This window comes from Pseudomonas lini (genome assembly GCF_030812475.1).
In the GTDB taxonomy this organism is placed as follows: Bacteria; Pseudomonadota; Gammaproteobacteria; order Pseudomonadales; family Pseudomonadaceae; genus Aquipseudomonas; species Aquipseudomonas lini_A.
Genome location: NZ_JAUSSR010000002.1, coordinates 437458 through 462560 on the forward strand (window position 1 = coordinate 437458; position 25103 = coordinate 462560).

General features: G+C 59.7%; 18 protein-coding genes. 7 read left to right on the forward strand and 11 right to left on the reverse strand.

The window, feature by feature from the left end; genetic code table 11:
- Positions 1–107: 107 nt before the first annotated feature.
- Entirely contained in the window at positions 108–275 is a 168-nt protein-coding gene (locus J2W17_RS05805) for a hypothetical protein (RefSeq protein WP_167355119.1), read from the forward strand.
- A 267-nt stretch (positions 276–542) separates the two neighbouring features.
- Positions 543–1571: an RHS repeat-associated core domain-containing protein gene (locus J2W17_RS05810; protein WP_307330583.1), complete on the forward strand. Its 1029-nt coding sequence runs from the start codon at positions 543–545 to the stop codon at positions 1569–1571.
- Positions 1572–1667: 96 nt separating this feature from the next.
- Here the strand turns inward: J2W17_RS05810 and J2W17_RS05815 are convergent, their stop codons facing one another.
- A complete protein-coding gene (locus J2W17_RS05815) occupies positions 1668–2168 on the reverse strand; it encodes an MgtC/SapB family protein (RefSeq protein WP_307330586.1) in 501 nt (166 codons plus the stop codon).
- Positions 2169–2292: 124 nt separating this feature from the next.
- Between J2W17_RS05815 and J2W17_RS05820 the strand changes: the two genes are divergently transcribed.
- From J2W17_RS05820 to mapR, 3 genes are all read left to right on the forward strand, one after another.
- Positions 2293–2526, forward strand: coding sequence for a DUF3203 family protein (locus J2W17_RS05820; RefSeq protein ID WP_307330589.1), 234 nt, complete (start codon positions 2293–2295; stop codon positions 2524–2526).
- A gap of 193 nt (positions 2527–2719) precedes the next feature.
- Entirely contained in the window at positions 2720–4150 is a 1431-nt protein-coding gene (gene ccoG / locus J2W17_RS05825) for a cytochrome c oxidase accessory protein CcoG (RefSeq protein WP_307330592.1), read from the forward strand.
- Positions 4151–4281: 131 nt separating this feature from the next.
- Positions 4282–5691 carry a GntR family transcriptional regulator MpaR gene (mapR, locus tag J2W17_RS05830; RefSeq protein ID WP_307330595.1) on the forward strand — a complete coding sequence of 470 codons (1410 nt, stop codon included), beginning with the start codon at positions 4282–4284 and terminating at the stop codon, positions 5689–5691.
- Positions 5692–5847: 156 nt separating this feature from the next.
- Here mapR and J2W17_RS05835 read toward each other — a convergent pair whose 3' ends face one another.
- The 7 genes from J2W17_RS05835 to tpx form a co-directional block, all read right to left on the reverse strand.
- Entirely contained in the window at positions 5848–6594 is a 747-nt protein-coding gene (locus J2W17_RS05835) for an SDR family oxidoreductase (RefSeq protein ID WP_307330597.1), read from the reverse strand.
- A 175-nt stretch (positions 6595–6769) separates the two neighbouring features.
- Positions 6770–8851: a putative bifunctional diguanylate cyclase/phosphodiesterase gene (locus J2W17_RS05840; protein WP_307330600.1), complete on the reverse strand. Its 2082-nt coding sequence runs from the start codon at positions 8849–8851 to the stop codon at positions 6770–6772.
- 273 nt (positions 8852–9124) lie between these two features.
- On the reverse strand, positions 9125–10603 hold the full coding sequence (locus J2W17_RS05845) for an efflux transporter outer membrane subunit (RefSeq protein WP_307330603.1): 1479 nt from the start codon (positions 10601–10603) through the stop codon (positions 9125–9127).
- Positions 10600–13707, reverse strand: coding sequence for an efflux RND transporter permease subunit (locus J2W17_RS05850; RefSeq protein ID WP_307330606.1), 3108 nt, complete (start codon positions 13705–13707; stop codon positions 10600–10602). Before J2W17_RS05850 ends, J2W17_RS05845 begins: the two co-directional genes overlap by 4 nt.
- Positions 13704–16808 (reverse strand): MdtB/MuxB family multidrug efflux RND transporter permease subunit, encoded by a 3105-nt coding sequence (locus J2W17_RS05855; protein ID WP_307330609.1) that lies wholly within the window; start codon positions 16806–16808, stop codon positions 13704–13706. The genes J2W17_RS05850 and J2W17_RS05855 overlap by 4 nt, the downstream gene beginning before the upstream one ends.
- Complete coding sequence (locus tag J2W17_RS05860; protein ID WP_307330612.1) at positions 16805–18121, reverse strand: MdtA/MuxA family multidrug efflux RND transporter periplasmic adaptor subunit; 1317 nt, start codon at positions 18119–18121, stop codon at positions 16805–16807. Before J2W17_RS05860 ends, J2W17_RS05855 begins: the two co-directional genes overlap by 4 nt.
- 178 nt (positions 18122–18299) lie before the next feature.
- A complete protein-coding gene (gene tpx, locus J2W17_RS05865; RefSeq protein ID WP_307330615.1) occupies positions 18300–18800 on the reverse strand; it encodes a thiol peroxidase in 501 nt (166 codons plus the stop codon).
- A 264-nt stretch (positions 18801–19064) separates the two neighbouring features.
- On the opposite strand from tpx, the gene J2W17_RS05870 reads away from it, so the two are divergent.
- The gene (locus J2W17_RS05870; RefSeq protein ID WP_307330618.1) at positions 19065–19490 is read left to right on the forward strand and encodes a YciI family protein; all 426 of its coding nucleotides are present in this window, start codon (positions 19065–19067) and stop codon (positions 19488–19490) included.
- 109 nt (positions 19491–19599) lie between these two features.
- Here J2W17_RS05870 and J2W17_RS05875 read toward each other — a convergent pair whose 3' ends face one another.
- The 3 genes from J2W17_RS05875 to J2W17_RS05885 are packed head-to-tail and all read right to left on the reverse strand — an operon-like array spanning position 19600 to position 24018.
- Positions 19600–21150, reverse strand: a complete 1551-nt coding sequence (locus J2W17_RS05875) for a bacteriocin immunity protein (RefSeq protein WP_307330621.1) — start codon at positions 21148–21150, stop codon at positions 19600–19602.
- A 35-nt stretch (positions 21151–21185) separates the two neighbouring features.
- Positions 21186–21461 carry a bacteriocin immunity protein gene (locus tag J2W17_RS05880; protein ID WP_307330622.1) on the reverse strand — a complete coding sequence of 92 codons (276 nt, stop codon included), beginning with the start codon at positions 21459–21461 and terminating at the stop codon, positions 21186–21188.
- Complete coding sequence (locus tag J2W17_RS05885; RefSeq protein ID WP_307330624.1) at positions 21451–24018, reverse strand: S-type pyocin domain-containing protein; 2568 nt, start codon at positions 24016–24018, stop codon at positions 21451–21453. Before J2W17_RS05885 ends, J2W17_RS05880 begins: the two co-directional genes overlap by 11 nt.
- A gap of 233 nt (positions 24019–24251) precedes the next feature.
- Here J2W17_RS05885 and J2W17_RS05890 point away from each other — a divergent pair, with 233 nt between their 5' ends.
- Positions 24252–25040 carry a hypothetical protein gene (locus tag J2W17_RS05890; RefSeq protein WP_307330625.1) on the forward strand — a complete coding sequence of 263 codons (789 nt, stop codon included), beginning with the start codon at positions 24252–24254 and terminating at the stop codon, positions 25038–25040.
- Positions 25041–25103 lie beyond the last annotated feature (63 nt).

A 25103-nucleotide genomic window follows, 5' to 3' on the forward strand; every position in this document is an offset into this window, starting at 1 on the left:
AAAGTTCACGGGGATTTGCTTGAGTCTTCGCGGGAATCAATTCCTTTGTGCAAGGGTCAACCTACTTAAGCACGTCTTACGCCATGTGCCACAAGGAGGCTTCAACGATGGTTATTCCCGTCCCGGCTAAAACCCCAGATCCGAATATCGATGACCCGACGATTCCACCGACCGAACCCGAACCGGTGCCCGAGCAGGAGCCGCCCGGCACCACCCCACCGCCGAGGGAGGAACCACCGGACACGATGCCGCCGGTGATCGTCACGCCAGAGTAAAAGCCCCGGCGCATTGATCGTTCCCACCCCTTGCGTGGGAACGCAGCCCGGGGACGCTCCCCCGTCCCTTTCCAGCTGAAACGCAGAGCTCTCCTTGAGGCATTCCTGCGCCGAGCGTGGGATTAATCATCAACAAGCGCTATAGAGTGAGGCTTGGGCCTGTCGCTACTTTGATTCTTTTTTACCAATGCACCCTATCAGTTCTGATAGTAGGCAAACGAAGCAAAAGCGCTGATGATAGCCGCGTCCTTACACGGAGTTCAGCCAATGCCAACGCTTGCTCGCGAAAACTTACTGTGTCACTACCTCTATGACGCGCTGGATCGCTTGGTCGATTGCGAAACTTCCACCGAGCCTCACAGTCGGCGCTTTTATGCTGAAGATCATTTATCGACCGAAATCCAGGGCGACATGCAAACCAGTTTCTTCCGGCATGATGACCAACCATTGGCGCAACTGCAGTCTCAACGCGGCAAGGTCGACACCACATTATTTGCCACCGATCTACAACGCTCAGTGACACACGTCCTTGAACAGCATCAGCTTCACACACTTGTTTATACGCCCTATGGGCATCGCTTGGCGGGTAGCGGCTTACTCAGCTTGCTTGGCTTTAATGGTCAGAGAAGGGATCCGGTTACCGGTTATTATTTGCTGGGCAATGGGTATCGCGCATTCAATCCTGTTCTTATGCGATTTAATAGTCCTGATGGCTTGAGCCCTTTTGGGCAGGGCGGATTAAATGCCTATGCGTATTGTGAGGGGGAACCCATGATGCGGCACGATGATACCGGGAATTCCTGGGTCGGGCGGTTTTTTGGAATAGTTGGCAAAAGTAACTTTAAAGGCGTTTCCTCAAAAGCAGTTAAGGTAACCGCTGAAGGAAAGAGCTTCTACCAAAGAACAGGGCAAGTAAAAGGAATCAACATTACAACGCAACAAAAAATCAAGCCCTCAGGTAGATTATCTAAAGAGCGCTTGGCAAAAGAGCCGTCCCCCACTTCAATCCATGAGCCCGCACCTTTAGAACGCACGCCCACCCAATCACAACTTGAACTTCACATGGAACAACAAGACCCGGTATTCCAAGCAAAGCTAAAGAACTCCAACGACTACCTGAAGCGTATAATGGCAGAGCTCGATATTTCAGAAAAGGGGTTAACTGCGAGCCAATTCAAGTCAATTAAGCGCCCCATAGACGTTGCCCGGAAACGAAAGGCCATTCGAGAAACAGATAACGTTATGGCCGCTAGACATAGGGGCCAAGAAAATATTAGAGATTGGTTATATAAATAAAACAGTTATTCTGGAAAGGTGATTGACCCCACCGTCTTAGGAGCGGTAATTATCCTGCCAGACAGCGACGTTCGAGTGTGGACTGAATTTTGCGCCCTACGGGGCGCGATCTTTCTCGAGCATCTTCACGATCTTGGGCATCACACCCAAGATCGCCAACGCCAGCAACGTACTGAGCACCGCCGTCGCCTCGCGCCCCAACCCGGCTGAAACGCCGATGGCCGCGGTCATCCACAGGCCGGCGGCGGTGGTCAGGCCTTTGACGTGGCCTTCATCGCCCTCCTGGTTCTTCAGGATGGTCCCGGCCCCGAGAAAGCCGATGCCGGCAATCACGCCCTGCACCACCCGGCTCATGGCGTCGGCCTGGGAGCCGGACATCTGCGGCACCAGCACGAACAGCGCCGCTCCCAGCGCCACCAGCATGTGGGTGCGTACCCCGGCAGCCTTGCCCTTTTGTTCGCGCTCGAAACCGAGAATCCCGCCAAGCAGCGCAGCCATCAACAGGCGGACGGTGATGCGTGTCAACTGAGACGCATCCGTGATGTCGGCGAACTCTGCTTGCAGCGTTTCCCAAACCTCATGCCACCAGGCGTTCATGTGCAGTCCTTGTAATGAAATCGATTAGAAGATGGACCGCGGCGACCATTAATCGGTTGCACCGAACGATGTCCGCCCGTGACGCCCTAACAGTCTAGAACCCGCCGAAAAAAGGACACCTCCCATGACGGTACGCATCGAAAACCAAACCTGCTTCTTTACCACCGAGAACGGCGAAGAAATTCGTCTGTGCCCCGATGTCACTGTTGTCACTGACCCCGAAAAGGCCATGTCGGCGGTGGACATCAATGGTCAGCACATCTACATCACCGAAGCTGAAGCCGATGCATTGACCGTAGCAGGTGCCGTGGACGGTCGCAGGCATCTGAAGGCCACCGACAGTGATTCGGTGATTTGACTGATTGGCATCAACAACTTCCCGGCGCCTGATACAGGCGTCGGGGTCGCGCTGCGCCAGGTGCTTCAAGTTGTCGCAGGCCGCGGGCTCCAGCCCATCTGATCCGCTTTTTATTGCAATAGCTGAGTCTGTTATGCAAACAGATCGGCGCTCATAGTGCTCCTGCCTGATGGAGGCTGATGAGCGACAGACCATGAGCGAAAGAATTCCCGTCCGAACCCTGGAAAACGTCCCGCCCGTACAAAGCTTCGAGCCTTCGCGTCCAAAGATGAAGGCCAAGTCCAGCGACAACCTGATCCACACCCGCAGTTTCACCGGCCTGTTCCGCACATTGCGCATGGGCGGCGCGGGCTTTCTGTTCCTGCTGTTCTTCGGCACCGTGTGGTTGAACTGGGGCGGCCGCCAGGCGGTGCTCTGGGATCTTTCGCAAAGCAAGTTCCATATCTTCGGCGCGACCTTCTGGCCACAGGATTTCATCCTGCTCTCGGCACTGCTGATCATCGCCGCGTTCGGCCTGTTTGCGATCACTGTGTTCGCCGGGCGGGTCTGGTGCGGCTACACCTGCCCCCAGAGCTCCTGGACCTGGATCTTCATGTGGTGCGAGAAGGTCACCGAGGGTGAGCGCAACCAGCGGATCAAACTGCACGCCGCGCCCTGGAGCCTGAACAAGCTGATCCGGCGCTCGACCAAACACACCTTGTGGCTGGCCATCAGCCTGCTGACCGGCCTGACCTTCGTTGGCTACTTCACGCCCATCCGGCCGTTGGCCGAGGAGTTGCTGACCCTGCAAATGGGCGGCGTAAGCCTGTTCTGGGTGTTGTTTTTCACCGGCGCCACCTACATCAACGCTGGCTGGCTGCGTGAAGCGGTGTGCATGCACATGTGCCCCTATGCACGGTTCCAGAGCGTGATGTTCGACAAAGACACCCTGACCATTTCCTACGACGTCGCCCGTGGCGAGCACCGTGGCCCACGCAAGCGCGAGGTGGCTCCGGCAGAGGTCGGACTTGGCGATTGCATCGACTGCCAGCTCTGCGTCCAGGTCTGTCCCACCGGTATCGATATTCGCGACGGTTTGCAGATGGAGTGCATCGGCTGCGCCGCGTGCATCGACGCCTGCGATTCGATCATGGACAAGATGGGTTATGCCCGCGGACTGATCAGCTATACCTCGGAGCATGAGTTGCAGGGGGGCAAGACCCGGCTGCTGCGGCCACGGTTGATCGGCTACACCGCGGTGCTGCTGGTGATGATCGGCGCCCTCGCCCTGGCGCTGGTAGAGCGGTCGATGGTCTCGCTGGACGTGAGCAAGGACCGGGGCCTGTTTCGCGAGAACAGCCAGGGCCAGATTGAAAATATCTATAGCCTGAAAATTATCAACAAGACCCAGCAACGGCAGGACTACCGTTTGACCCTGGTCGATGGCGACGGCTTCCAGCTCCAGGGCAAGACCGACCTGAGCCTGGCGCCCGGCGAGATCGTCGATGTGCCGGTGTCGGTGGCGATGACGGCGGAACGGCCGAGCAGCGGCTCGCAGACCATCATCTTCAAGATTGTCGACGGTGATGAGCCCGACATTTATAGCGTGGCCACGAGCCGGTTTGTTGCGCCGATGAACCGTTGATCCCTTAGACTGCGATGCTGCCATTCGCGAGCAGGCTCGCTCCCACAGGTGTCGCAGTGTACTTGTAGGAGCGAGCCTGCTCGCGAACAAGTCACCTCGATATTTCTGAATGACACCCATCCAGGCACCCGATGAAACGCTACGAAAAATTCGCCGACGACATCGCTGAACTGATCCGCTCCGGCGTCCTCGGCCCCGGCCAGCGTGTGCCTTCGGTGCGCTACGCCAGCCAGACCTATGGCGTCAGCCCGTCCACGGTGTTCCAGGCCTATTACCTGCTCGAACGCCGTGGGCTGATCCGCGCCCGGCCGCGTTCCGGCTACTTCGTCAACGCCCATGCACCGAGCCCGTTTTCCGAGCCGGTGATCAGCAGCCAGGTCAACGAATCCACGGAAGTCGACGTCAGCGAACTGGTGTTCTCGGTCCTCGATTCGATCAAGGACCCCAACACCGTGCCCTTCGGCTCGGCCTTCCCCAGTCCTGCCCTCTTCCCGCTACAACGTCTGTCGCGCTCGCTGGCCAGTGCCACCCGGGACATGGACCCGCGCATGGTGGTCACCGACATGTCCCCGGGCAACCCGCAGCTGCGTCGACAAATCGCCCTGCGCTACATGGTCGGCGGGCTGATGCTGCCCATGGAAGAACTGCTGATCACCAATGGCGCGCTGGAAGCCTTGAACCTGTGTCTGCAAGCGGTCACCGAGCCTGGCGACCTGGTGGCCATCGAAGCGCCGGCGTTCTACGCCTGCCTGCAAGTGCTGGAGCGCCTGAAGCTCAAAGCCGTGGAAATTCCCGTGCACCCCCGCGACGGCATCGACCTTGGCGTACTCGCGCAAACCCTGGAGCGCCACCCGATCAAGGCGTGCTGGTGCATGACCAGTTTCCAGAACCCCATGGGCGCGACCATGCCCGAAGGTAAAAAACGCGAACTGGTGGCGTTGTTGCGCAGCCATCAAGTGCCACTGATCGAAGATGACGTCTACGCCGAACTCTATTACGGCCAGCAGGCGCCGAAACCGGCCAAAGCCTTCGACACTGAAGGACTGGTGATGCACTGCGGTTCCTTCGCCAAGAGCCTGGCCCCCGGCTACCGCATCGGCTGGGTCGCTGCCGGGCGTTACGCGCAGAAGATTGAACGGTTGAAGCTCATGACCTCGCTCTGCGCCTCGATGCCGGCCCAGGCGGCCATTGCCGATTACCTGCAGCATGGCGGTTACGACCGGCATTTGCGCAAGCTGCGTTATGCGCTGGAAGAGCAGCAGAGCGCGATGCTGACGGCCATTGCGCGCTATTTTCCAGCGCAGACCCGGGTCAGTCAGCCGGCGGGCGGGTACTTTTTGTGGCTGGAGTTGCCGGCGCAGATGGATTCGTTGAAGTTGTTTCAGATGGCGCTGGCGCAGGGGATCAGCATCGCCCCAGGACCGATTTTTTCACCGGCACAGCGGTTCAGGAATTGTATTCGACTGAACTATGGCAGCCCGTGGGATGAGGCTGCGGAGAAGGCGATGGAGACGTTGGGCAGGATTGTCAGGTCGTTTTAAAGCAATAGATCGCAGCAACCTTGTAGGAGCTGGCTTGCCAGCGAAGGCGATCTGTCAGTCAACATCTATGTTGAATGTGCCGCCGTCTTCGCTGGCAAGCCAGCTCCTACAGGGTTTGCGTACTCCCGAAGGCCGTAAACTTCTGATCTTCAGCTACTACCGGCCACCACCCAGGTCGACAAAGGTCCCGGTTGCATACGACGCCTTGTCCGACAGCAACCAGACAATCGCCTCCGCCACTTCATCCGGCCTGCCACCGCGTGCCATGGGAATCGCCGATTCCAGCTTGCTGACCCGGTCCGGATCGCCGCTCAGCGCATGAAAGTCGGTGTAGATATACCCCGGGCGCACGGCGTTGACACGAATCCCCTCGCCCGCCACTTCCTTGGCCAAACCGATGGTGAAGCTGTCCAGCGCACCTTTGGACGCTGCGTAGTCCACGTATTCGTTGGGAGAGCCCAGGCGCGAGGCGACCGAGGATACGTTGACGATGCTGCCGCCCTGTCCGCCGTGTCTGGGCGACATGCGCAGGAGCGCATGCTTGGCGCAGAGGATCGGCGCCAGGACGTTGGTCTTGAGGGTCTTGAGGATGCGAAATTCCGACATTTCCTCGACCCGGGACTTGTGGCCGACGGTGCCAGCGTTATTGACCAGGGCCGTGACCCTGCCCAGTTCGTTGTCCACCCGCTGAAACAGGGCGATCACTTCGTCTTCGATGCTGACGTCGGCACGTATCGCAATGGCTTGCGCGCCGAGGGCGCGGACTTGCTCGAGCACCGTCTGGGCGGCGTCTTCGTCGGACAGGTAGTTAATGCAGATCCGATAGCCCTGTTCAGCGGCCAACAAAGCAGTGGCGGCGCCGATGCCGCGGCTGCCGCCGGTGATGACGATGACTTTATCCATGCTGGCTTTCCCCCGTTTCAAGCTTTAGCAGTCGGAGCAAAGAATAACCGCCATTGCCGGTTTTTGCATGACCTGTGTAGGAGCAAGCTTGCTCGCGAAGAACGATTACGCGGTGCGGCAGGTACACCCCATTCTGCGGATCACCGGCACCGCTGGCTCGTGCAAAAGACAGCCTTCAACTCACAGCCAATTTTTCACCCAGCAGAATATCCGCCATGAAACGCGCCGCCGGCAGCGGATGGCCGAGCAGGTAGCCTTGCAACGAGTCACAGCCGAGCTTCGTCAGGAAGTCCTGCTGCACCCCGGTTTCAACGCCTTCGGCGACGATCCGCAGACCCAGTGCCCGGCCAAGGGCGACGATGGCTGAAACGATGGCGGCGTCGTCGCTGTCGTGTTCCAGATCGCGGACAAATCCACGGTCGATCTTCAGCTCATTGGCCGGCAGGCGCTTGAGGTACATCAAGCTCGAATAGCCGGTGCCAAAATCATCGATGGACAGGTCGACGCCCATCTCCGACAACGCCTGAAGCACCGTCATGCTCACATCGGCGTCGTACATGGCTGTGGTCTCGGTGATTTCCAATGTCAGGCTGTTGGCCGGCAATTGGTGCGTAGCCAAGGCTCTGGCGACGCTTTGCACCAGCCCGACGTGACAGAACTGCAAGGCCGAAAGATTCACCGCAATGCGCCAATCGGTGTAACCGAGCAGATACCACTCGCGCATCTGCCGACAAGCTTCATTGAGCACCCAATTGCCAATCGGAATGATCAGCCCGGTTTTTTCCGCAACATCGATGAACTTGTCCGGCAGCAGCAGGCCCTGGGTAGGATGCTCCCAGCGCAGCAGCGCTTCGGCGCCGACCGGATGTCCATTGGCGGCGTCGAACTTGGGCTGGTAATGGAGACTGAACTGCTGCTGCTCCAGTGCGTTGCGCAGGTCTTGCAGCAATTGCAGCTGTTTGCGCGCGTTGCTGTTCATCGACACATCGAAAAAACTGTAGCCGTTTTTCCCTGTGCCCTTGGCGTGATACATCGCCGCGTCGGCGTTCATCAGCAGATCTTCGGCGGTATAGCCGTTACCCGGGTAAACCGCGATGCCGACACTGGCGGAGATTTGCAGGTCATGTTCGGCCACCTGGAAGGGGCGCGCAATCAAACCTACCTGGCGGGCCGCCAGGTTCAAGGCGTGGTTCTCCTCGCCCAGTTGCACCAGCAGCACGAACTCATCGCCACCGATGCGCGCCAGGGTGTCCTGACTGCGCAAATCCTCGCGCAACCGCAAGCTGACCGCTCGCAGCAACTGATCGCCCATGTGATGACCGAAGGCATCGTTGACCGGTTTGAACCCGTCCAGATCGATGAACATCAGCGCAAAACAACCGCCCTGCTCCTGCACCTTTGACATCGCCTGATCGATGCGGTCAGCCAGCAGTACCCGATTCGGCAGGCCGGTCAGGGTGTCATGCAGGGCCAGTTGGGTCAGTTCACGATTCGCTTCGGTCAGCGAGTGGGCAAGGCTGGCCGTTCGCGTCTCCATGCGTGCATCGAGCACCGACGTCAGCAAGGCAATGGTCAAGATGGCCAGTGTGGTGATCAGCACCAGGTTATCCAGGCCTTTGCCGTTCAAGCCGTCGATGGCCGCGCCACAGAAACTGCCGTCGGCGAAGCGCGCCGCGGCCATGGCGGTGTAGTGCATGCCGACGATGGCGATCCCCATGATGATCGCCGCACCGCCACGGATCAGGATCACATAAGGGCTGTGCTGGCGCAGGCGGAAAGCGATCCATAACGCGGCGCCCGACGCACCGACGGCGATGAGCAGCGACGCCCAGAACAGCGTCGGGTCGTAATCGATGCCCGGCTGCATGCGCATGGCGGCCATGCCGGTGTAATGCATCGCACTGATACCCGCGCCCATGACCAACGCACCGAACGCCAGTTGCCAGGCGGGCAACTGCGGCTGGCTGACCAGCCACAAGGCAAAGCCGCTGGACAGAATTCCGATCAGCAGTGACAGCAAGGTCAGGGTGACGTCGTAACCGAGGTCGATGGGTAGTTTGAACGCGAGCATGCCGATGAAATGCATCGACCACACGCCTATGCCCATGGCAAAGGCGCCGCCCGCGGTCCATAGATGCACGGCGCGACCTTTGGCCGTGGCGATGCGTTCGGTGAGGTCAAGTGCGGTATAGGAAGCGAGAATCGCTACACAGAGCGAGATGATAACCAGTGTGGGGGAATAGCTACCGATGAGCATGGGGCTTCTCGCGATCACCCCCGTCGTACTGCTTCCTTTCTCGAGGGGGAAAATCCGGCGATTGTACTGATTGCGCACAAGAACGCACTGACAAAATTAGCAAAAGGCCAGCAAGCTGATGAAACGCTTGTTTGAAGTGAAAACTGGGTCATGGCCGATACCGTGTTTTGGGATAAAACACCGCCCCCTGTAGGAGCCGGCTTGCCGGCGACAGCGGTGGGTCAGTCGACATCGATGGTGAATGTGAGTCCGCCTTCGCTGGCGAGCCAGCTCCTACAGGTTTTCACTCATCTGCGCCCCATCCCATCCACCACCCAGCGCCGCGATCAATTGCACGCTGGCAATCAAACGACTCTGCAGTAAATTCAATACGTTACGCTCGTTACTTAATGCAGTAGCTTGCACCACCACCACGTCGAGATACGCGATCACCCCGGCCTTGTACTGATTCTGGATCAGGCGCAGCGATTCACGCGCCGCGTCCAATGCTTCCTGGCGTACGCCTGCTTCGTTTTCCAGCACCTTGAGTTGAACCAGGTAGTTCTCCACTTCGCGGAAGCCGTCGAGCACGGTCTGGCGATAATTGGCCACGGTTTCGTCGTAGGCGGCTTCGCTGCGGTCGACTTCCGCCGAGCGCTGGCCACCGTCGAACAAGGTCATTGCCAGTTGGGGACCGACCGACCAAAAGCGGTTGGGCACGCTGAACCAGTTGTTGGAGGTGCTGCTGCTATACCCACCGTTCAAGCTCAGTGTCAGGTCCGGGTAATACGCAGCCTTGGCCACGCCGATGTTGGCATTGGCCGCCATGACCGAGCGTTCTGCGGCGGCGATGTCCGGGCGGCGTTCCAGCAATTGCGATGGCAAGGCCAGCGGCACCTGCGGCAAGGCCGGGATGTCCCGGGTTTCGGCCAGGCTGAAATCCGCCGGTGCCAGCCCGACCAGCACGGCGATGGCGTTCTCGAACTGGGCGCGCTGCCAGATCAGATCGACCAGCTCGGCCTCGGTCGTTTTTAGCTGAGTGGTGGCCTGGGCCACCGCGTCCTTGCCGGAGACCCCGGCGCGATACTGGTTTTGAGTCATGGTCAGCGAGCGTCGATAGGCGTCGACTGTCGCTTCAAGCAGGCGTTTCTGCTCATCGATCACCCGCAATTGCAGATAGTTCTGCACCAGTTCCGACTGCTGGCTCAACCGCATCGCCGCCAGATCGGCAAAACTCGCCTCGGCGTTGGCCGTATCGGCCTCAAGGCCCCGGCGCAGCTTGCCCCAGACATCGGCCTCCCAACTGACCCCGGCCTGGGCGGTGTAAGTGTCCCGGATGCCGCTGGAGGTACTGGTCAGGCTCGAGCTGCTGCTCCCGGTACCCTGGCTGCTACGGTCTTTACCGACAGTCAGGTTCACGGTGGGGAAAAACGCCCCACGGGCACTGCGAACCAGGGCCTGGGCCTGACGGTACTGGGCTTCGGACTGGGCGACGGTCTGGTTGGCGCTGTTGAGTTTCACGATCAGGTCATTGAGCTGCCGATCGCCATACAGCTCCCACCAGGCACCGCGAGCCAGGGCATCGCTCGGATTGGCCTGGCGCCAGCCGGCCGCTTCCTTGTATTGGGCGGGCGCGGCGGCCGACGGGCGCTGGTAATCCGGGCCGATGGCGCAGGCGCTGAGCAGCGCCACGCACAGCGCCAGGCCGAGTAAACGCGAACCTCGGGCCGTGACCACGGGTGCAGCAAGGTTGAACAGCGAATGGTCAGTCATAGCGGAGTTTCCAGAGCAGCATCGGTACGCACCCCACGCCAGTGATTGAAGCGATGGCGCAGTTTGTCGAGATAGAGGTAAACCACCGGGGTGGTGTAGAGGGTCAACACCTGGCTGAAGATCAACCCGCCGATGATGGTCAGGCCCAGGGGCTGACGCATTTCCGCCCCTTCGGCGCGGCCCAGCAGCAACGGCAACGCGCCCAGGATCGCGGCCAGCGTGGTCATCAGAATCGGCCGCAGACGTTGCAGGCAGGCACTGCGGATCGATTCCAGAGGTTCCAGGCCCTGATGCCGTTCGAGCTGCAAGGCCAGATCGATCATCAGAATGGCGTTTTTCTTCACCACGCCAATCAGCAGGAACAGGCCGAGCAACGAGATCAGGCTGAACTCGCCGCCCAGCGCATAGATGGACAGCAGCGCGCCCACTCCGGCCGACGGCAAGGTCGAGAGAATGGTCAGCGGATGAATGTAGCTCTCATACAGCACGCCCAACACCAGGTACACCGCCACCAGCGCCCCGAGAATCATCCACGGCTGGCTCTTCTGGGTGGCGGCAAACGCATCGGCGGTCCCGGACATTTTCGCGATCACGGCTTCAGGCAAGCCGACCCTGGCAATCGCCCGCTCGATGGCGGCCGTGCCCTGCTCCACCGTCACGCCTTCAGCCATGTCGAAGGCAATGCTCTCCGAGGCGAACTGGCCTTCGTGGCTGACCCGATCGTCTTCCAGGCTGTTTTCATAATGAGCGATGGTCGACAACGGAATCCGCGCGCCGTCGGCGGTGATCACCTGGACCTGATTGAGGGTGATCGGGTCCTGGGCGTATTTGGGGTTGACCTCCATCACGACCTGATACTGGTTGAGGCTGTCGTAGATCGTCGATATCTGCCGCTGGCTGTAGGCGTTGTTGAGCACCGAGGTGACCATATCCATGTCGACGCCCAGGCGTTTGGCCTGGTCGCGATCGACAATCAGCGTGACTTGCTGGGCGCCACGGCCTTCACGGGCGTCGATCGCCGTCAGTTCCGGCAACGCCTTGAGCGCGGTCACGACCTTGGGGTACCACTCGCGCAACTCTCCCAGATCTCCGCTTTGCAGGATGTATGAATATTGCGACGTGGTCTGTTCGCGGCCACCGCCGAACTGCAGGTCCTGGTCGGCCATCAGCATCAACTGCGCCCCGGGGACCTTGGGCATTTCCTTGCGCAGGCGTTCAATGACTTTCTGCGCGGACAGGTTACGTTCCTTGATCGGTTTTAGGCGCACCAGCATGAAGGCGTTGTTGGTGCCGTTGTTGCCGCCGATGAAGCCGGCGACGCTTTCCACTGCCGGATCCTTGAGCACTTCGCGCCGGAAGATTTCCATTTTCGGCTGCATCACGGTGAACGACAGCCCGTCGTCACCGCGCACGAAGCCGATCAGCTGGCCGGTATCTTGCTGGGGCATAAATGTTTTAGGAACAACGACATAAAGAGCAATGTTAACGCCAACTGTCACGAATAGACTGAGCAGCGTCAGCAGCCGGTGACGCAGCACCCAGTCGAGGCTGGTGGCGTATTTACCGACCATCCACGCGTTGGCCCGCTGGCTCCAGCGCTGCAGACGGTTTTCCTGCCCCGGCGTGTGTGGCTTGAGCCAGCGGGCGCAGAGCATCGGCGTCAGCGTCAGCGAGACCAGCAGCGACACCACGATCGACGCCGCCAGGGTGATGGAGAACTCGCGGAACAGGCTTTCGACGATCCCGCCCATGAACAGGATCGACAGGAACACCGCCACCAGCGACACGTTCATCGACAGCAAGGTGAAACCGACTTCCTGGGCCCCGAGGTAGGCTGCCTTCATCGGCGGCACGCCTTCGTCGATGTGCCGGGAAATGTTCTCCAACACCACGATGGCGTCGTCCACCACCAGCCCGGTGGCCAGGATCAGCGCCATCAACGACAGGTTATTCAGCGAGAAGCCGTAGAGGTACATCACCGCAAAAGTGCCGACCAGCGACACCGGCACCGCCAGGGTCGGGATCAACGACGCGCGAAAGTTACCCAGAAACAGGAACACCACCAGGATCACCAGGGCCACCGCAATCAACAGGGTCATTTCCGCTTCGTGCAGGGTCGCCTTGATCACCGGCGAGCGGTCCATCGCCAGGTTCAGCTTGACGCTGGCCGGCAGCACCGCCTGCAACGCCGGCAGCTGGGCCTTGATCTCGTTGACCGTCTCGATGATGTTGGCACCGGCCTGGCGATTGATCACCAGCAAGACCGCCGCGTCGTCGTTGAAGAAACCGCTGTTGTAGCGGTCCTCGACGCCGTCGCTGACCTTGGCCACATCCTTCAGGCGCAAGGCCGCGCCATCCGCGTAATGGATGATCAGCGACTCGTAATCCTTGGCTTTCTCCAGTTGATCGTTGGCCTGCACCTGCCATAGCCGCTGACCGTCTTCGACCGAGCCTTTGGGCCTGCGCACATTGGCATTGGCGATGGTGTTGCGCACATCGTCCAGCGCCACGCCGTACTGGTTCAGCGCCTGGGGCTCGAGTTCGATGCGCACCGCCGGCAGGGAACTGCCGCCGATCTGCACTTCGCCGACGCCCTGCACCTGGGACAGGCTCTGGGACAGGATGGTCGAGGCCAGGTCGTAGAGCTGGCCTTTCTCCAGCACGTCCGAGGTCAATGACAGCACCATGATCGGCGCCTGGGACGGGTTGACCTTTTTATAAGTCGGCATGCTGCGCATCCCGCTCGGCAGCAGGTTGCGCGAGGCGTTGATCGCCGCCTGTACTTCCCGCGCCGCGCCGTTGATGTCGCGATCGAGGTCAAATTGCAGGATCACCCGGGTCGAGCCCTGGCTGGACCGGCTGCTCATGGTGTTCACGCCGGCAATCGCCCCGAAGGAGCGTTCCAGCGGCGTGGCCACCGTCGAGGCCATCACTTCCGGGCTCGCGCCGGGCAGGCTGGCCTGGACCACGATCACCGGGAAGTCCATTTGCGGCAGCGGCGATACCGGCAACAAGCCAAAGCTCACGCCGCCCAGCAGCATGATCGCCAGGCTCAGCAACAGGGTGGCGACCGGGCGCTTGATGAAAGGTCCGGAGAGGTTCATGGCTGTTCGACCACTTCCACGGACCCGGACTTGTGCCCCCAGCGACGGCCAAGGCGGTCGAAGTACAGGTAAATCACCGGGGTGGTGAACAGCGTCAGTACCTGACTCATCAGCAAGCCACCGACCATCACCAGGCCCAACGGTTGGCGCAACTCAGCGCCGGATCCGGTGGCCAGCATCAACGGCACCGCGCCAAACAGCGCCGCGAGTGTCGTCATCAGGATCGGCCGGAAGCGCAGCAGTGCCGCCTGATAGATCGCCGTTTCCGGGTCCAGGCCCTGGTTGCGTTCAGCGTCGAGGGCGAAGTCGATCATCATGATCGCGTTCTTTTTCACGATACCGATCAGCAGGATGATGCCGATGATCGCGATCATCCCCAGGTCGTTGCCGCTCAACAGCAGCGCGAGCAAGGCGCCGACCGCCGCCGAGGGCAAGGTCGAGAGGATGGTGATCGGGTGGATATAGCTCTCGTACAGCACGCCGAGCACGATGTACATGGTCACCACCGCCGCCAGGATCAGCAGCAAGGTGCTCGACAGCGAGGCCTGGAATGCCTCGGCCGCGCCCTGGAACCGGGTCTGCACGCCGATCGGCATGCCGATGTCCTGTTGCACCTGTTCGATGATGTCCACCGCATGCCCCAGCGCCACGCCGGGTGCCAGGTTGAACGACATCATCACCGCCGGGAACTGGCCGATGTGGGTGATCGCCAGTTGCGCCTGGCGCTCTTCGAGTCGCGCCAGGCTGGACAGGCGCACTTGCCCGCCATCGGTGGTCTTGACGTGAATCTGATTCAGCGCGTCCGGGCCGATCTTCTCGCCGGCCTGTGATTGCAGGACCACGCGGTACTGGCTGGCCTGGGTGTAGATGGTGGAAATCTGCCGCTGGCCAAAGGCGTCGTACAGCGCATCGGTGATGTTCGACACGGATACCCCTACCCGCGACGCCGCGTCACGATCGATCACCAGGTAGACCTGCAAGCCTTTGTCCTGCAAGTCGCTGGCGACGTCGGTCAACTCCGGCCGACCGGCCAGGGCCTCCACCAGACGGCCGCTCCACAGGCTGAGCAACTCGGAATCGGGCGATGACATGCTGAATTGGTACTGGGTGCGACTGACCCGGTCTTCGATGGTCAAGTCCTGCACCGGCTGCATGAACAGGCGGATGCCGGTCAGCTTGTCCAGCTCGGGTTGCAGGCGCGCAATCACTTCGGTCGCGCTCAGGTCACGGTTGCTGTGGGACTTGAGGTTGATCAGCAATCGGCCGCTGTTGAGCGTCGAGTTATCGCCGTCGACCCCGATGTAGGACGACAGGCTTTCCACCGCCGGGTCGGCAAGAATCACCTTGGCCAGTTCCTGTTGCCGCTCACTCATGGCTGCAAAGGAAATCGACTGCGGCGCCTCGGAAATGCCCTGGATCACCCCGGTGTCCTGCACCGGAAAGAAGCCCTTGGGCACCACCATGTACAGGAACACGGTCAGCGCCAGGGTGCCGATGGCCACCAGCAACGTCAGCGGTTGGTGCTTGAGAACCCACTTTAACTTGCGACCGTAAGCCGCGATCATCCAATCAATTATCGCGCCGCTGGCCCGGTAGAAACGGCCCTGTTCTTCCTCCTTTGGTTCACGCTTGAGCAACCGCGCGCACATCATCGGCGTCAAGGTCAGGGACACCACCAGCGAGATCAGGATGGCCACCGCCAGGGTGATCGCAAACTCGCGGAACAGGCGCCCCACTACGTCCGCCATGAACAACAGCGGAATCAGCACCGCGATCAGCGACAGGGTCAGGGACACCAGGGTGAAACCGATCTGCTTGGCGCCCTTGAGCGCCGCGTTCAGCGGGCTGTCGCCCTCTTCGATGTAGCGGGAAATGTTCTCCAGCATCACGATCGCATCGTCCACCACGAAACCGGTGGCGATGGTCAGGGCCATCAGGGTCAGGTTGTTGACAGAGAAACCGGCGAGGTACATCACCCCGAAGGTACCGATCAGCGACAGCGGCACGGCCACCGACGGAATGATCGTGGCACTGGCGCGGCGCAGGAACAGGAAGGTCACCATCACCACCAGGGCAATGGCGATCAGCAATTCGTGCTGCACGTCGGTGACGGAGGCGCGGATGGTCTGGGTGCGGTCGGTGAGCACCACCACATCGAGACCGGCCGGCAAGTTGTCGGTGATGCTGGGCAGCAAGGCCTTGATCCGGTCGACCACTTCGATGACGTTGGCGCCGGGCTGGCGCTGGATGTTCAGCAAGACCGCCTGGTTTTCATTGGCCCAGGCCGCCAGTCGCTCGTTCTCGGCGCCGTCGACGATCTCTGCCACGTCCTTGAGCCGCAGCGGTGCGCCGTTGGCGTAAGCCAGGATCAGGTTGGCGTAATCCTTGGGCGAGGTCAGCTGGTCGTTGGCATCGAGCATCGACACCCGGGTCGGGCCGTCGAAGTTACCCTTGGGCTGGTTGACGTTGGAGGCGCCGATCAGGGTCCGCACGTCGGACAGGTTCAGGCCGTTGGCCGCCAGGGCCTCTGGGTTGACCTTGATCCGTACCGCCTGACGCTGGCCACCGGCGATGCTGACCATGCCGACGCCGCTGATCTGGGCGATCTTCTGCGCCATGCGGGTGTCGACCAGATCGTTGAGCTTGGGCAACAACATGGTCTTAGAGGTGATGGCCAGGGTCAACACCGGGGTGTCCGCCGGGTTGACCTTGTTGTACACCGGTGGCGCCGGCAAGTCCTTGGGCAGCAGATTGGTCGCGGCGTTGATCGCCGCCTGGACCTGCTGTTCGGCGACGTCCATGTTGATGTCGAGACTGAAGCGCAGGGTCAGCACCGAGGCGCCGCCGGAACTGGTCGAGGCCATCTGGGTCAGGCCGGGCATCTGCCCGAACTGACGCTCCAGTGGTGCGGTCACGGCGCTGGTCATCACATCCGGGCTGGCGCCGGGGTACAGCGTCATGACGCGAATGGTCGGGTAATCCACCTGGGGCAAGGCCGATACCGGCAGCAACCGATAAGCGATCACGCCCGCCAGGATAATGGCCAGCATGCTCAGGGTCGTGGCGACCGGGCGAAGGATGAACAGCCGCGAGATGTTCATGCGCCGCCCTTTTTCGCCTTGTCGGTGACGGTCGTGTCAGGCGCGGTGGCGGCCGACTTGCCTTGCAGATGCTCGGTGGGGGTGGTCGGCACATCCTTGCTGTCGTTGACCACTTCCACTTCACTGCCCTCTTTCAGGCGGTCGGTGCCTTCCAGCACCACTCGATCACCGGCGGCCAGGCCCTCGGTGATGACGGTGTTGTCGCCATCGCTGGAGCCCACTTTCAACTGACGGATCGTGACCTTCTTGTCGCCTTCCATCGCGTAGACGAAGGTGCCGTTGGTGCCGAACTGGATCGCCGCCGAGGGCACCAGCACGACGTTCTTGAGCGTGTCGGCCAGCAGGTGGACGTTGACGAACTGATTGGGGAACAACGCCTGGTCACGGTTCTCGTAGCGCGCCTTGAATTTCAAGGTGCCGGTAGTGACGTCGATCTGGTTGTCCAGGCTCTGTAACACGCCGGTGGCCTGCAACTTGGTATCGCCACGGTCCCAGGCTTCGGCGGGCAGTTTGGCGCCGGTGCGATAGCGGGCCAGTACCACGTCAAGGCTGTTTTCCGGCAGGGTAAAGGCCACGCTGATCGGTTGGGTCTGGGTGATGATGGCCAGCGCCGTGGTGTCATTGGCGGCGACGAGGTTGCCGACGTCCAGCTGACGCAGGCCCACGCGGCCGGTGATCGGGGCGCGGATCCGGGTGAATTCGAGATTGAGCCTGGCGTCGTTGACCGCCGCCTGGTTGGTCTTGACCGTGCCCTGATACTGGCCCACCAGCGCTTCGGCGGTGTCCAGGGTCTGCTTGGCGATACTGTCCTCGCGATACAAGCCGCGGTAACGTTCGACGTCGACCTGGGCGTTCTTCAGTTGCGCCTGGTTCTGCAGCAAGGTGCCTTCAGCCTGGAGCAAGGCGTTCTGGTAGGGACGCGGATCGATCTCGGCCAGCAGATCGCCCGCCTTGACCATCTGCCCTTCTTCGAACGCAATCTTGATCAGTTCGCCGCCGACCCGGCTGCGCACATTGATGGTGTTCTGCGCCGTCACGGTGCCCAACGCCTTGTAGTACAGCGGGAAGTCGCCCTTCACCGCCGGCGCCACCCGCACCGGCACCGGGCCGGCCGCGCCACCGAAGCCCGGACGCATGCCCCCCGATCGACCGGTCTGCCCGGACACGGCTTTTTGCCCCGTGCCTTCTTTTGGCGCATCACCGCCAGGCCAGAATTTCCAGCACAGGACGGCGATGACCAACAGCACAAGCAGGCCGAACAGCCAGCGACGAGGACTACGGGAAGCAGAGGATTGCATTGAATGATCAACCATTGGGCGCGTGGGCTTTTTCTACGGGAGGCTGAACGATAAGCACTGGAGGACGTTTAGCAAAGCGCCTTTACCGGCAATTTACCTTTGGCTTACGTATCAGGAGGTTTGTCCAAGACACTGAAACACAAATGAAAACGGCCTGGACAGGGCCAGGCCGTTAACAATTGTAATGCTTTACTTATTTCAGAACCGCAAGGGCCGCGTCGTAGTTCGGTTCCTGAGCGATTTCCTTGACCAGTTCGCTGTACAGAACATTGTCGTTTTCGTCCAGGACCACGACGGCACGGGCAGTCAGGCCTTTGAGCGGACCGTCAGCAATCGCCACGCCGTAGTTCTGGATGAACTCGGCACCGCGCAGGGTCGACAGGTTCTGTACGTTGTCCAGGCCTTCGGCGCCGCAGAAACGGGCCTGGGCGAATGGCAGGTCAGCGGAGATGCACAGCACCACGGTGTTGGCGATGTCGTTGGCCTGGGCGTTGAACTTGCGGACCGAAGTGGCGCAGGTCGGGGTGTCGACGCTCGGGAAGATGTTCAACACTTTACGCTTGCCGGCGAAGTCTGCCAGGGTTTTGTCGGACAGATTGCCCGCCACCAGGGAAAAGGCTGGCGCCTTGGAACCGGCTTGTGGCAGTTCGCCATTGACTTGAACCGGGTTGCCTTTAAGAGTGACTTGAGCCATGAACGTAGTCCTTCTGATCGTTGATGTGGAGATTTTTGACGAGGTCGAAGTTAACCATGAAATGATCTGGCGACCTATGCCCGGATACAAATTGTCATTCAGTAAGCCGCAAAACTGGATACAAAAACCCGCGATTCATCCGGCGCCTACAGGAAGCCTGGGTGTCAGGACAAGTTGCAGTGATCTTTCGTGCGCAGCGTTGTCGATTAGGGACAGCGTCATTCGACTAGCACTGAGTCACTCACATCCAGCGGAGACAAGACCATGCGATTCATGATTTTTGTGAAAGCCAGCCCGGATTCCGAAGCCGGCATCCTGCCCAGCGAAGAACTGATGACCGCCATGGGCAACTTCAACGAGGAACTGGTCAAGGCCGGCGTCCTCATCGACTGCGACGGGCTGCAGCCCAGCAGCAAGGGTGCCCGAGTGCGTTTCTCGGGAGACCAGCGCACGGTCATCGACGGCCCGTTCGCCGAAACCAGGGAATTGATCGCCGGCTATTGGTTATGGCAGGTGAAGTCGAAACAGGAAGCGATCGACTGGGTCAAGCGCTGCCCCAACCCGATGCCGGGCACCGACGCCGAAATCGAGATTCGCCAGGTGTATGAGGCCGAGGATTTCGGTGACGAATTCACCTCGAAACTGCGCGAGCAGGAAGAACGCCTGCGCGAGCAGATGAAGAAGCCCTGACTCAGTGAGCCTGAATGGGTGCTGAACGGTAGCGCGATCATGCCCGGAGCTTTGCCGTTGGCGATGGACGTGATCGAACGCTTCGTACTGCACCGGTTTAACCGGATGCTCACCGTCGACTTGTGAATATGACGTACAGCGGGTCAAGCTCTGATTCGGAGGGAAAGACGACGATATAATCGTCGATCCGCAGGTCTTTCCCTTCGCCCGCAAGAGGCTCGAGGGTGGGCACTGGCGAGGATTGAACAAACCCCAGGCGAGGCGATACCGTTGGTGCTGCGGGAACACTTCTTTCGAGGGGGGCCGGATCAGACCAGCGAACGATGATCGGTGCGGTGCCGTCAGCGGTGAAACTGTAAGTGTTGAGTTGCTCGTCATAATGCGCCAATCTGACCCTTACCCGGGAGGTCGGAGGTTTTAGCGGCGACGGCGTAATGTAAACCTGTTCCAGCTCCTTGATCTCGCGCAACCCCTTGAACATCGTTCCGGGTTTACTGGGTACGACAGCGGTGCCCATTCTGAAAAGAACATCGACCTCGCCCCCGTCTGCCGCCAGCGCCTGCCAATCCTGCCCCTCCAGCGGCTGCAACTCGAATAAGGGAACGCTGAGGCCAAAAATCTTAGTCTCCGCGCGGCTGGAAAATTCGAATTTAAGTACACCTGCGCATTGGTTCTCATCACTCAGCTCGCCTGACGTATTGCGCCAGGTAAATTCTGCGACAGCCGAACGAATGGCTTTTTGCAGGTCAACCTGTTGAGAAAACAGCAGCATCGATGGCGCTCGATCCAGCAGAATGTCGGGGCGTTTATTGGCAACGAGCAGTGACGCAGTCGTCAAGTGAGTGGTTTGCGCCGACACGGCGCCGACCTGGGTACGAGAACGAATCAATTGCTCCTGCGCCTCCTGCAATAATGCTTCGGCCTGGTCATGAAGCGCACGATGCCGCGGAGCAATGGTGACCGATAGCGCAATGTAACGGTCGTGTATGGCATTGATCTGTTGTGCGATGCCCTGCCACTGCGCTTGCTCTGGCCGCACATAATCCAGGTTCCTCTGAGCACTTTTTTTGGCGAATTCAATGCTAGTTTTATGGAATTCGAACTTGCTGACGGCTTTCAAGGTTTCGTGCTGAGCAAGCTCCAGGGCACGTATGCTCGCCTCCTGCTCAGCGATAGCCAACGGAGCGCTCTGTTGACTTTGCGAATGCTGGATACCCCGCTCAAAAACGCCGAATGCCATTTCCACGGCTTGTTCTGAACTGGCCACGTTCGCGGCAATTTCTTCCACCTCCATCAGGCTGCGGGCGACAGGGCTCGCCGGTAACGATGGACGCGGGGCGGAGTCAGCCTCGTTCTGGAATGCAGCAAGGCCTTGCTGTTCATGCCAGTTTCTGACGTTATGCACGACCAGCTCCGAGCTGTTCGAAAAAAATCTGTTGTCGGCGTAAAACAGCAAGTCTGCGCCTAGGGGATGACCGACGATCCGGTCAAAATGATTGATGAGTCGGTCATGATCCTGCTTGGGTAAATCGACAGCCCAGATTCTGTCGACCAACGCCTGAAACTCTGACGCGGTGTATTCCTTGAGTGTTGTTTTAAGTTCCATCTTTGGTGCTTCCTTGTTCGCTTGGGCAAGACAGCCGAAGAAGCTGATATCCACGGGCAGATGCCAGCTACAGATTGTCAATACGCGAGCTACTCCGGCTTGAAACCAGATTTGTTATTGGCTGCGCGCCATTCTTTGACTTCTTTCAAGATTCCTTCCGGACTGTCTTCCTGGCCTTCCTTAGGATAGAAGATGACGTCTGAACGGTCGGGGTGCTCTGTGACGAGTTCAAAGTGCGTAAGAAGTCGGTCTAAATATACCTCCAGCGCTCTGCCGTGCAATCCATCGGGATAATCGCGAAATTTTCGCAGAAACGACAAAAACTCAGCTTCGGTGTAGTCTTCTAATTTCTCTTTAAAGATCATGATTTTTTCTTTCCTTATGTAGCTGTATATGACGCCGTGGAGTCATAACCGAAATATTTTCGATTCCATAAACGTCGCCGCCCATTGCCACTTCCACATCATGATGAAGTTCGAACGTTTTACGCCCGCCGCTTTGGTCGGCGAGCCGAGGGTACGGAGCCAGGCCCTCGCGCATTCTGCGTAGGTTGTGGTCACTGAACTGCTGACTCAGTCTCGAATCCGCCGCCACAGCCTTCCAAACAGCCTCTCTGAATCGATGGAAATTGGCAAACTCCTTCCCGCTTAACTGATCAGCAATTTGAGAAGGTATAGGAGCGCCCTCCTTCCGCGCAGCATCCCCTAACCATACCCCTGAAACCGTCTGCCCCACTCCGATTGCTATACCCGGATCGTCCCGCCGATCACGAAACAAAACATCCGGTGAAGGCAGCTCCATATCCCCCGGAAACCCGGGAATTTTCGCACCAATCCCCCCTTCGTCAACAGCCGGAAACGTCTCGTTTTCCGGTAGGACCGGGATGGCCGGGTTGCCGGGATTAACCACCGGTACGGTCGGCGCGATGGGCAATGTCGTCGAGCCAAGATCTTCGCTGCCCGGCGGCACCAAAGGTTTCCAGCTACTGGCGGGTGGGATTGGCCAAGGAACCACTGCAGGTGCGATCCCGAGCCAGCCCTCAGCATTATTCGGCGTCTTGATGCTGATGTTGTCGAGGTTGAAAGGATCAGACCAGAACTCCGCCCGTTCCTGATACCGCAATTCGAACTCACGGTTTTCACCGACCCACGTGCTTTTCGGTGCGTAGGGTGCGAAGCCTTGTTCGATGCGTTTTTTGTTCACCTCATCGAATGCAGAGGCAAGCAGGTGATGCTCTCCGAGCGTTTGCCACACAGCTTTATCGAAGGCTTCGAACGACTTGAATTCCCGACCTCGAAACTGATCGCCGATCTGAGCGGGAATGGCTGCCCCCTGCGTTGGGGAGGCCGAACGCCACCAGTCAGTAGTTGCCGGTTGTCCGGTTCCGGTGACGACGCCCGCCCCCATCGGCGGCAAACTGAAGGACAGATAGGTCGGCGGCAGACCGGGCACGCAAACGATGCAGTCCTGGATGCGTAAATCGACACCTGACGGGATGTCCAGAACCTCGGACGGTGTGACAGCCAACCGAGAGGGGGTCGTCAAGGCTGACTGTGGCATGGCATCAGGCGCGATCACCAACTGACGGGGCGGCGCCCCTGGGATTGCGGCGGTGTACAGACCGGAGAGTGGATCGAGTACTGCATTGACGACTGGAACCCGGGAATCAATGTCACCCCCGGTACTGACGGCGATGATCGCAATACCTTCCGGTATGGCAACGGATTTGAGCCGGAACTCCACCTCTACCTGGCCGCCTGCGTCAGCGATCGCTTGCAGCTCTTGACGATCGTAAAGCCCCAATGCTTGAGCAGGCACGCCAACAGCGTGGAACAAGCGCCTGCGTTGTTCCGCAGTCAACTCGCCGTTGCCCAGGGCGGGTGAGTACACCATCGCCGTGACGAAAACCGGACCTGTCCTTGCTGCAATGCGAAGCCCGTCGATTAGCGTATCGGCGGCCGCCTGAACGGCTTTCTCCAGCGCGGCGGCAACCTCTTGTGCAACCTGTACCGCTTCCTGGGGCAGGATCATCCCGCCCTGGGCAAGCGCAGTGGCAGGTACGGTCAGCGTGTTGGCCTGCCTGACCCGCTCTATGCGCGCATCTGCATCGGCCTGTTGCTTGAAGCGAATGCGCGCATCCCGTTGTTCCTTGACCTGCCGATGACGCTCCCAGACGGCTTCTCTTTCTCGCCAGGCGATGGTCTGTTCGGCATGGTGCCTGGACAAGGCAATGGATTTTTCGGAGAGCGCATTGATTTGTGCCAACAACAAACGCGCCTCATGGGCGGCGTTGTAGGCGTTTTCCCAACTCTGATGACCCTCGCCGAGTGCCTCGCCGAACTGGTCCAGACGCGACAGGTAATCACTGGCTGAACGATCGAGCGCATTGTGACCATCGAACCCATGGGCCATCGAGTTCTTTGCGTCGAGTTCTGAAGTTTTGCGGGCGATCAGCCCGTCAATTTCGTTTTTCTCTTTGGTGATGAGATACAGCTGCCAGCGTTCGGCCGAATCGCTGTTAGGCGCGCGTCTAGCCGCCGAAATTTCGTCTTGAAGCGATGACGCCAGTTGCGAGGCTTTGGCAGCGAAGTTTTGGTCGACACCGGTCCTGACGTTATGATGACGCTGCATCCACGACTCGAGTACTTGCTGTCGCGCCTGCACTCGGACCTGCTCCTGCGCTTGTGCCGCGGCGGCGGCCTCCTGAACTCGCTGTTGTTCCTGAGCCTGCAAGTACTCTTGTTTGACCCGCCTCCTCGCTTCTTTTGTGCTCTGACTGGGGCCGCTGAACGCCCCGGACGCGCCTACGCGGTTACCTCCAGAACCGCCGCCCCCTGAACCGCCACCGCCCCCCGAAGCCGGCGGGCCGGATCTGATGACTACATCTCCTGTCGACCCATCGTTGAGTGTTTGTCGTGCCATACAGTCTCTCCTTGTCTGTAGGGCGCAGCATGTCGATGGCGTAATGGTCTTGTGCGGTACATATATATATGGGGGAATTTATTTAGAGGATCGATGCGTTACCAGCGGTGTCGCTCCAGCTGTTTAGCTGCTAAGTTTTACAGACGCGTCCTACAGGGTTGATTGGAAAAAGATTACGCGTCCAAGACCGCCAAGTGCCGGGTCGTCATCTGAGCCACCAAGGAGGGCGAATCATGTCGAAACATCCAGGCGCGAGCGCCCTGCTGTTGGCGACTTCGCTGGCGTCTGCCTTTTGTGCATACGCCGACAACGCCGACACCGCCAATAAAAGCAACAACCCGCTGAATCTCGCGCAGGGGATGAACCTGGAGGACTACTACACCCCGAGGTACTACGACTCCAATATCCATAGCAATGACCTACTGGTACGCGGCACGTTGCCGATTGCGCCCAACGATCTCATCGGCGTCCCTCAGTTGCTGCGCGCCACGGCACCGATCAGCACTCATCCGGATCCCAATGGCGGCTACAGCACGGGTGAAGGTGATCTGAACCTGGTCGATATTTTCCTGCTCAAGAGCGATGGTGTGCAGTTGGGCATCGGCCCGCAGATCACCGCACCCATCGCCGACCAGGACGAACTTGGTACAGGTAAATGGCAGGCTGGCCTGGCCGCCATCGCGATCGATTCGTCGCCCCGGGGGTTGCTAGGTGCAATGGTGCAATACCAGCATTCGTTTGCCGGCGACAGCGATCGCGAGCATGTTGAATCGGCCACCTTGCAACCCTTCATCATTCACAACCTGGACCAAGGCTGGTACCTGCGGTCCACCGCTACCTGGATGTTCGACCTGAAGCACGATACCCATTACATCCCGGTCGGGTTCGGTGCCGGCAAGGTGTGGACGTCCGCCAGCAATATTCTTAACGTGTTCGTCGAACCGCAGTGGACCGTGGAGCGCAAGGGCGCTGGCCCGCAATTCACGCTGCTCGCGGGTCTCAATGCCACCTTTGGCCAATAAGGACGTTGATATGAACCTTTTGATTCGCGCAGCGGGCTTCAGCCTGATGACCCTGTTCGTCAG

Excerpts from the sequence above, each read along its gene's own strand:
- J2W17_RS05805 (WP_167355119.1), top strand. The coding sequence starts at position 108 with ATGGTTATTCCCGTCCCGGCTAAAACCCCAGATCCGAATATCGATGAC.
- J2W17_RS05810 (WP_307330583.1), top strand. The coding sequence starts at position 543 with ATGCCAACGCTTGCTCGCGAAAACTTACTGTGTCACTACCTCTATGAC.
- J2W17_RS05815 (WP_307330586.1), bottom strand. The coding sequence starts at position 2,168 with ATGAACGCCTGGTGGCATGAGGTTTGGGAAACGCTGCAAGCAGAGTTC.
- J2W17_RS05820 (WP_307330589.1), top strand. The coding sequence starts at position 2,293 with ATGACGGTACGCATCGAAAACCAAACCTGCTTCTTTACCACCGAGAAC.
- ccoG (WP_307330592.1), top strand. The coding sequence starts at position 2,720 with ATGAGCGAAAGAATTCCCGTCCGAACCCTGGAAAACGTCCCGCCCGTA.
- mapR (WP_307330595.1), top strand. The coding sequence starts at position 4,282 with ATGAAACGCTACGAAAAATTCGCCGACGACATCGCTGAACTGATCCGC.
- J2W17_RS05835 (WP_307330597.1), bottom strand. The coding sequence starts at position 6,594 with ATGGATAAAGTCATCGTCATCACCGGCGGCAGCCGCGGCATCGGCGCC.
- J2W17_RS05840 (WP_307330600.1), bottom strand. The coding sequence starts at position 8,851 with ATGCTCATCGGTAGCTATTCCCCCACACTGGTTATCATCTCGCTCTGT.
- J2W17_RS05845 (WP_307330603.1), bottom strand. The coding sequence starts at position 10,603 with ATGACTGACCATTCGCTGTTCAACCTTGCTGCACCCGTGGTCACGGCC.
- J2W17_RS05850 (WP_307330606.1), bottom strand. The coding sequence starts at position 13,707 with ATGAACCTCTCCGGACCTTTCATCAAGCGCCCGGTCGCCACCCTGTTG.
- J2W17_RS05855 (WP_307330609.1), bottom strand. The coding sequence starts at position 16,808 with ATGAACATCTCGCGGCTGTTCATCCTTCGCCCGGTCGCCACGACCCTG.
- J2W17_RS05860 (WP_307330612.1), bottom strand. The coding sequence starts at position 18,121 with ATGGTTGATCATTCAATGCAATCCTCTGCTTCCCGTAGTCCTCGTCGC.
- tpx (WP_307330615.1), bottom strand. The coding sequence starts at position 18,800 with ATGGCTCAAGTCACTCTTAAAGGCAACCCGGTTCAAGTCAATGGCGAA.
- J2W17_RS05870 (WP_307330618.1), top strand. The coding sequence starts at position 19,065 with ATGCGATTCATGATTTTTGTGAAAGCCAGCCCGGATTCCGAAGCCGGC.
- J2W17_RS05880 (WP_307330622.1), bottom strand. The coding sequence starts at position 21,461 with ATGATCTTTAAAGAGAAATTAGAAGACTACACCGAAGCTGAGTTTTTG.
- J2W17_RS05885 (WP_307330624.1), bottom strand. The coding sequence starts at position 24,018 with ATGGCACGACAAACACTCAACGATGGGTCGACAGGAGATGTAGTCATC.
- J2W17_RS05890 (WP_307330625.1), top strand. The coding sequence starts at position 24,252 with ATGTCGAAACATCCAGGCGCGAGCGCCCTGCTGTTGGCGACTTCGCTG.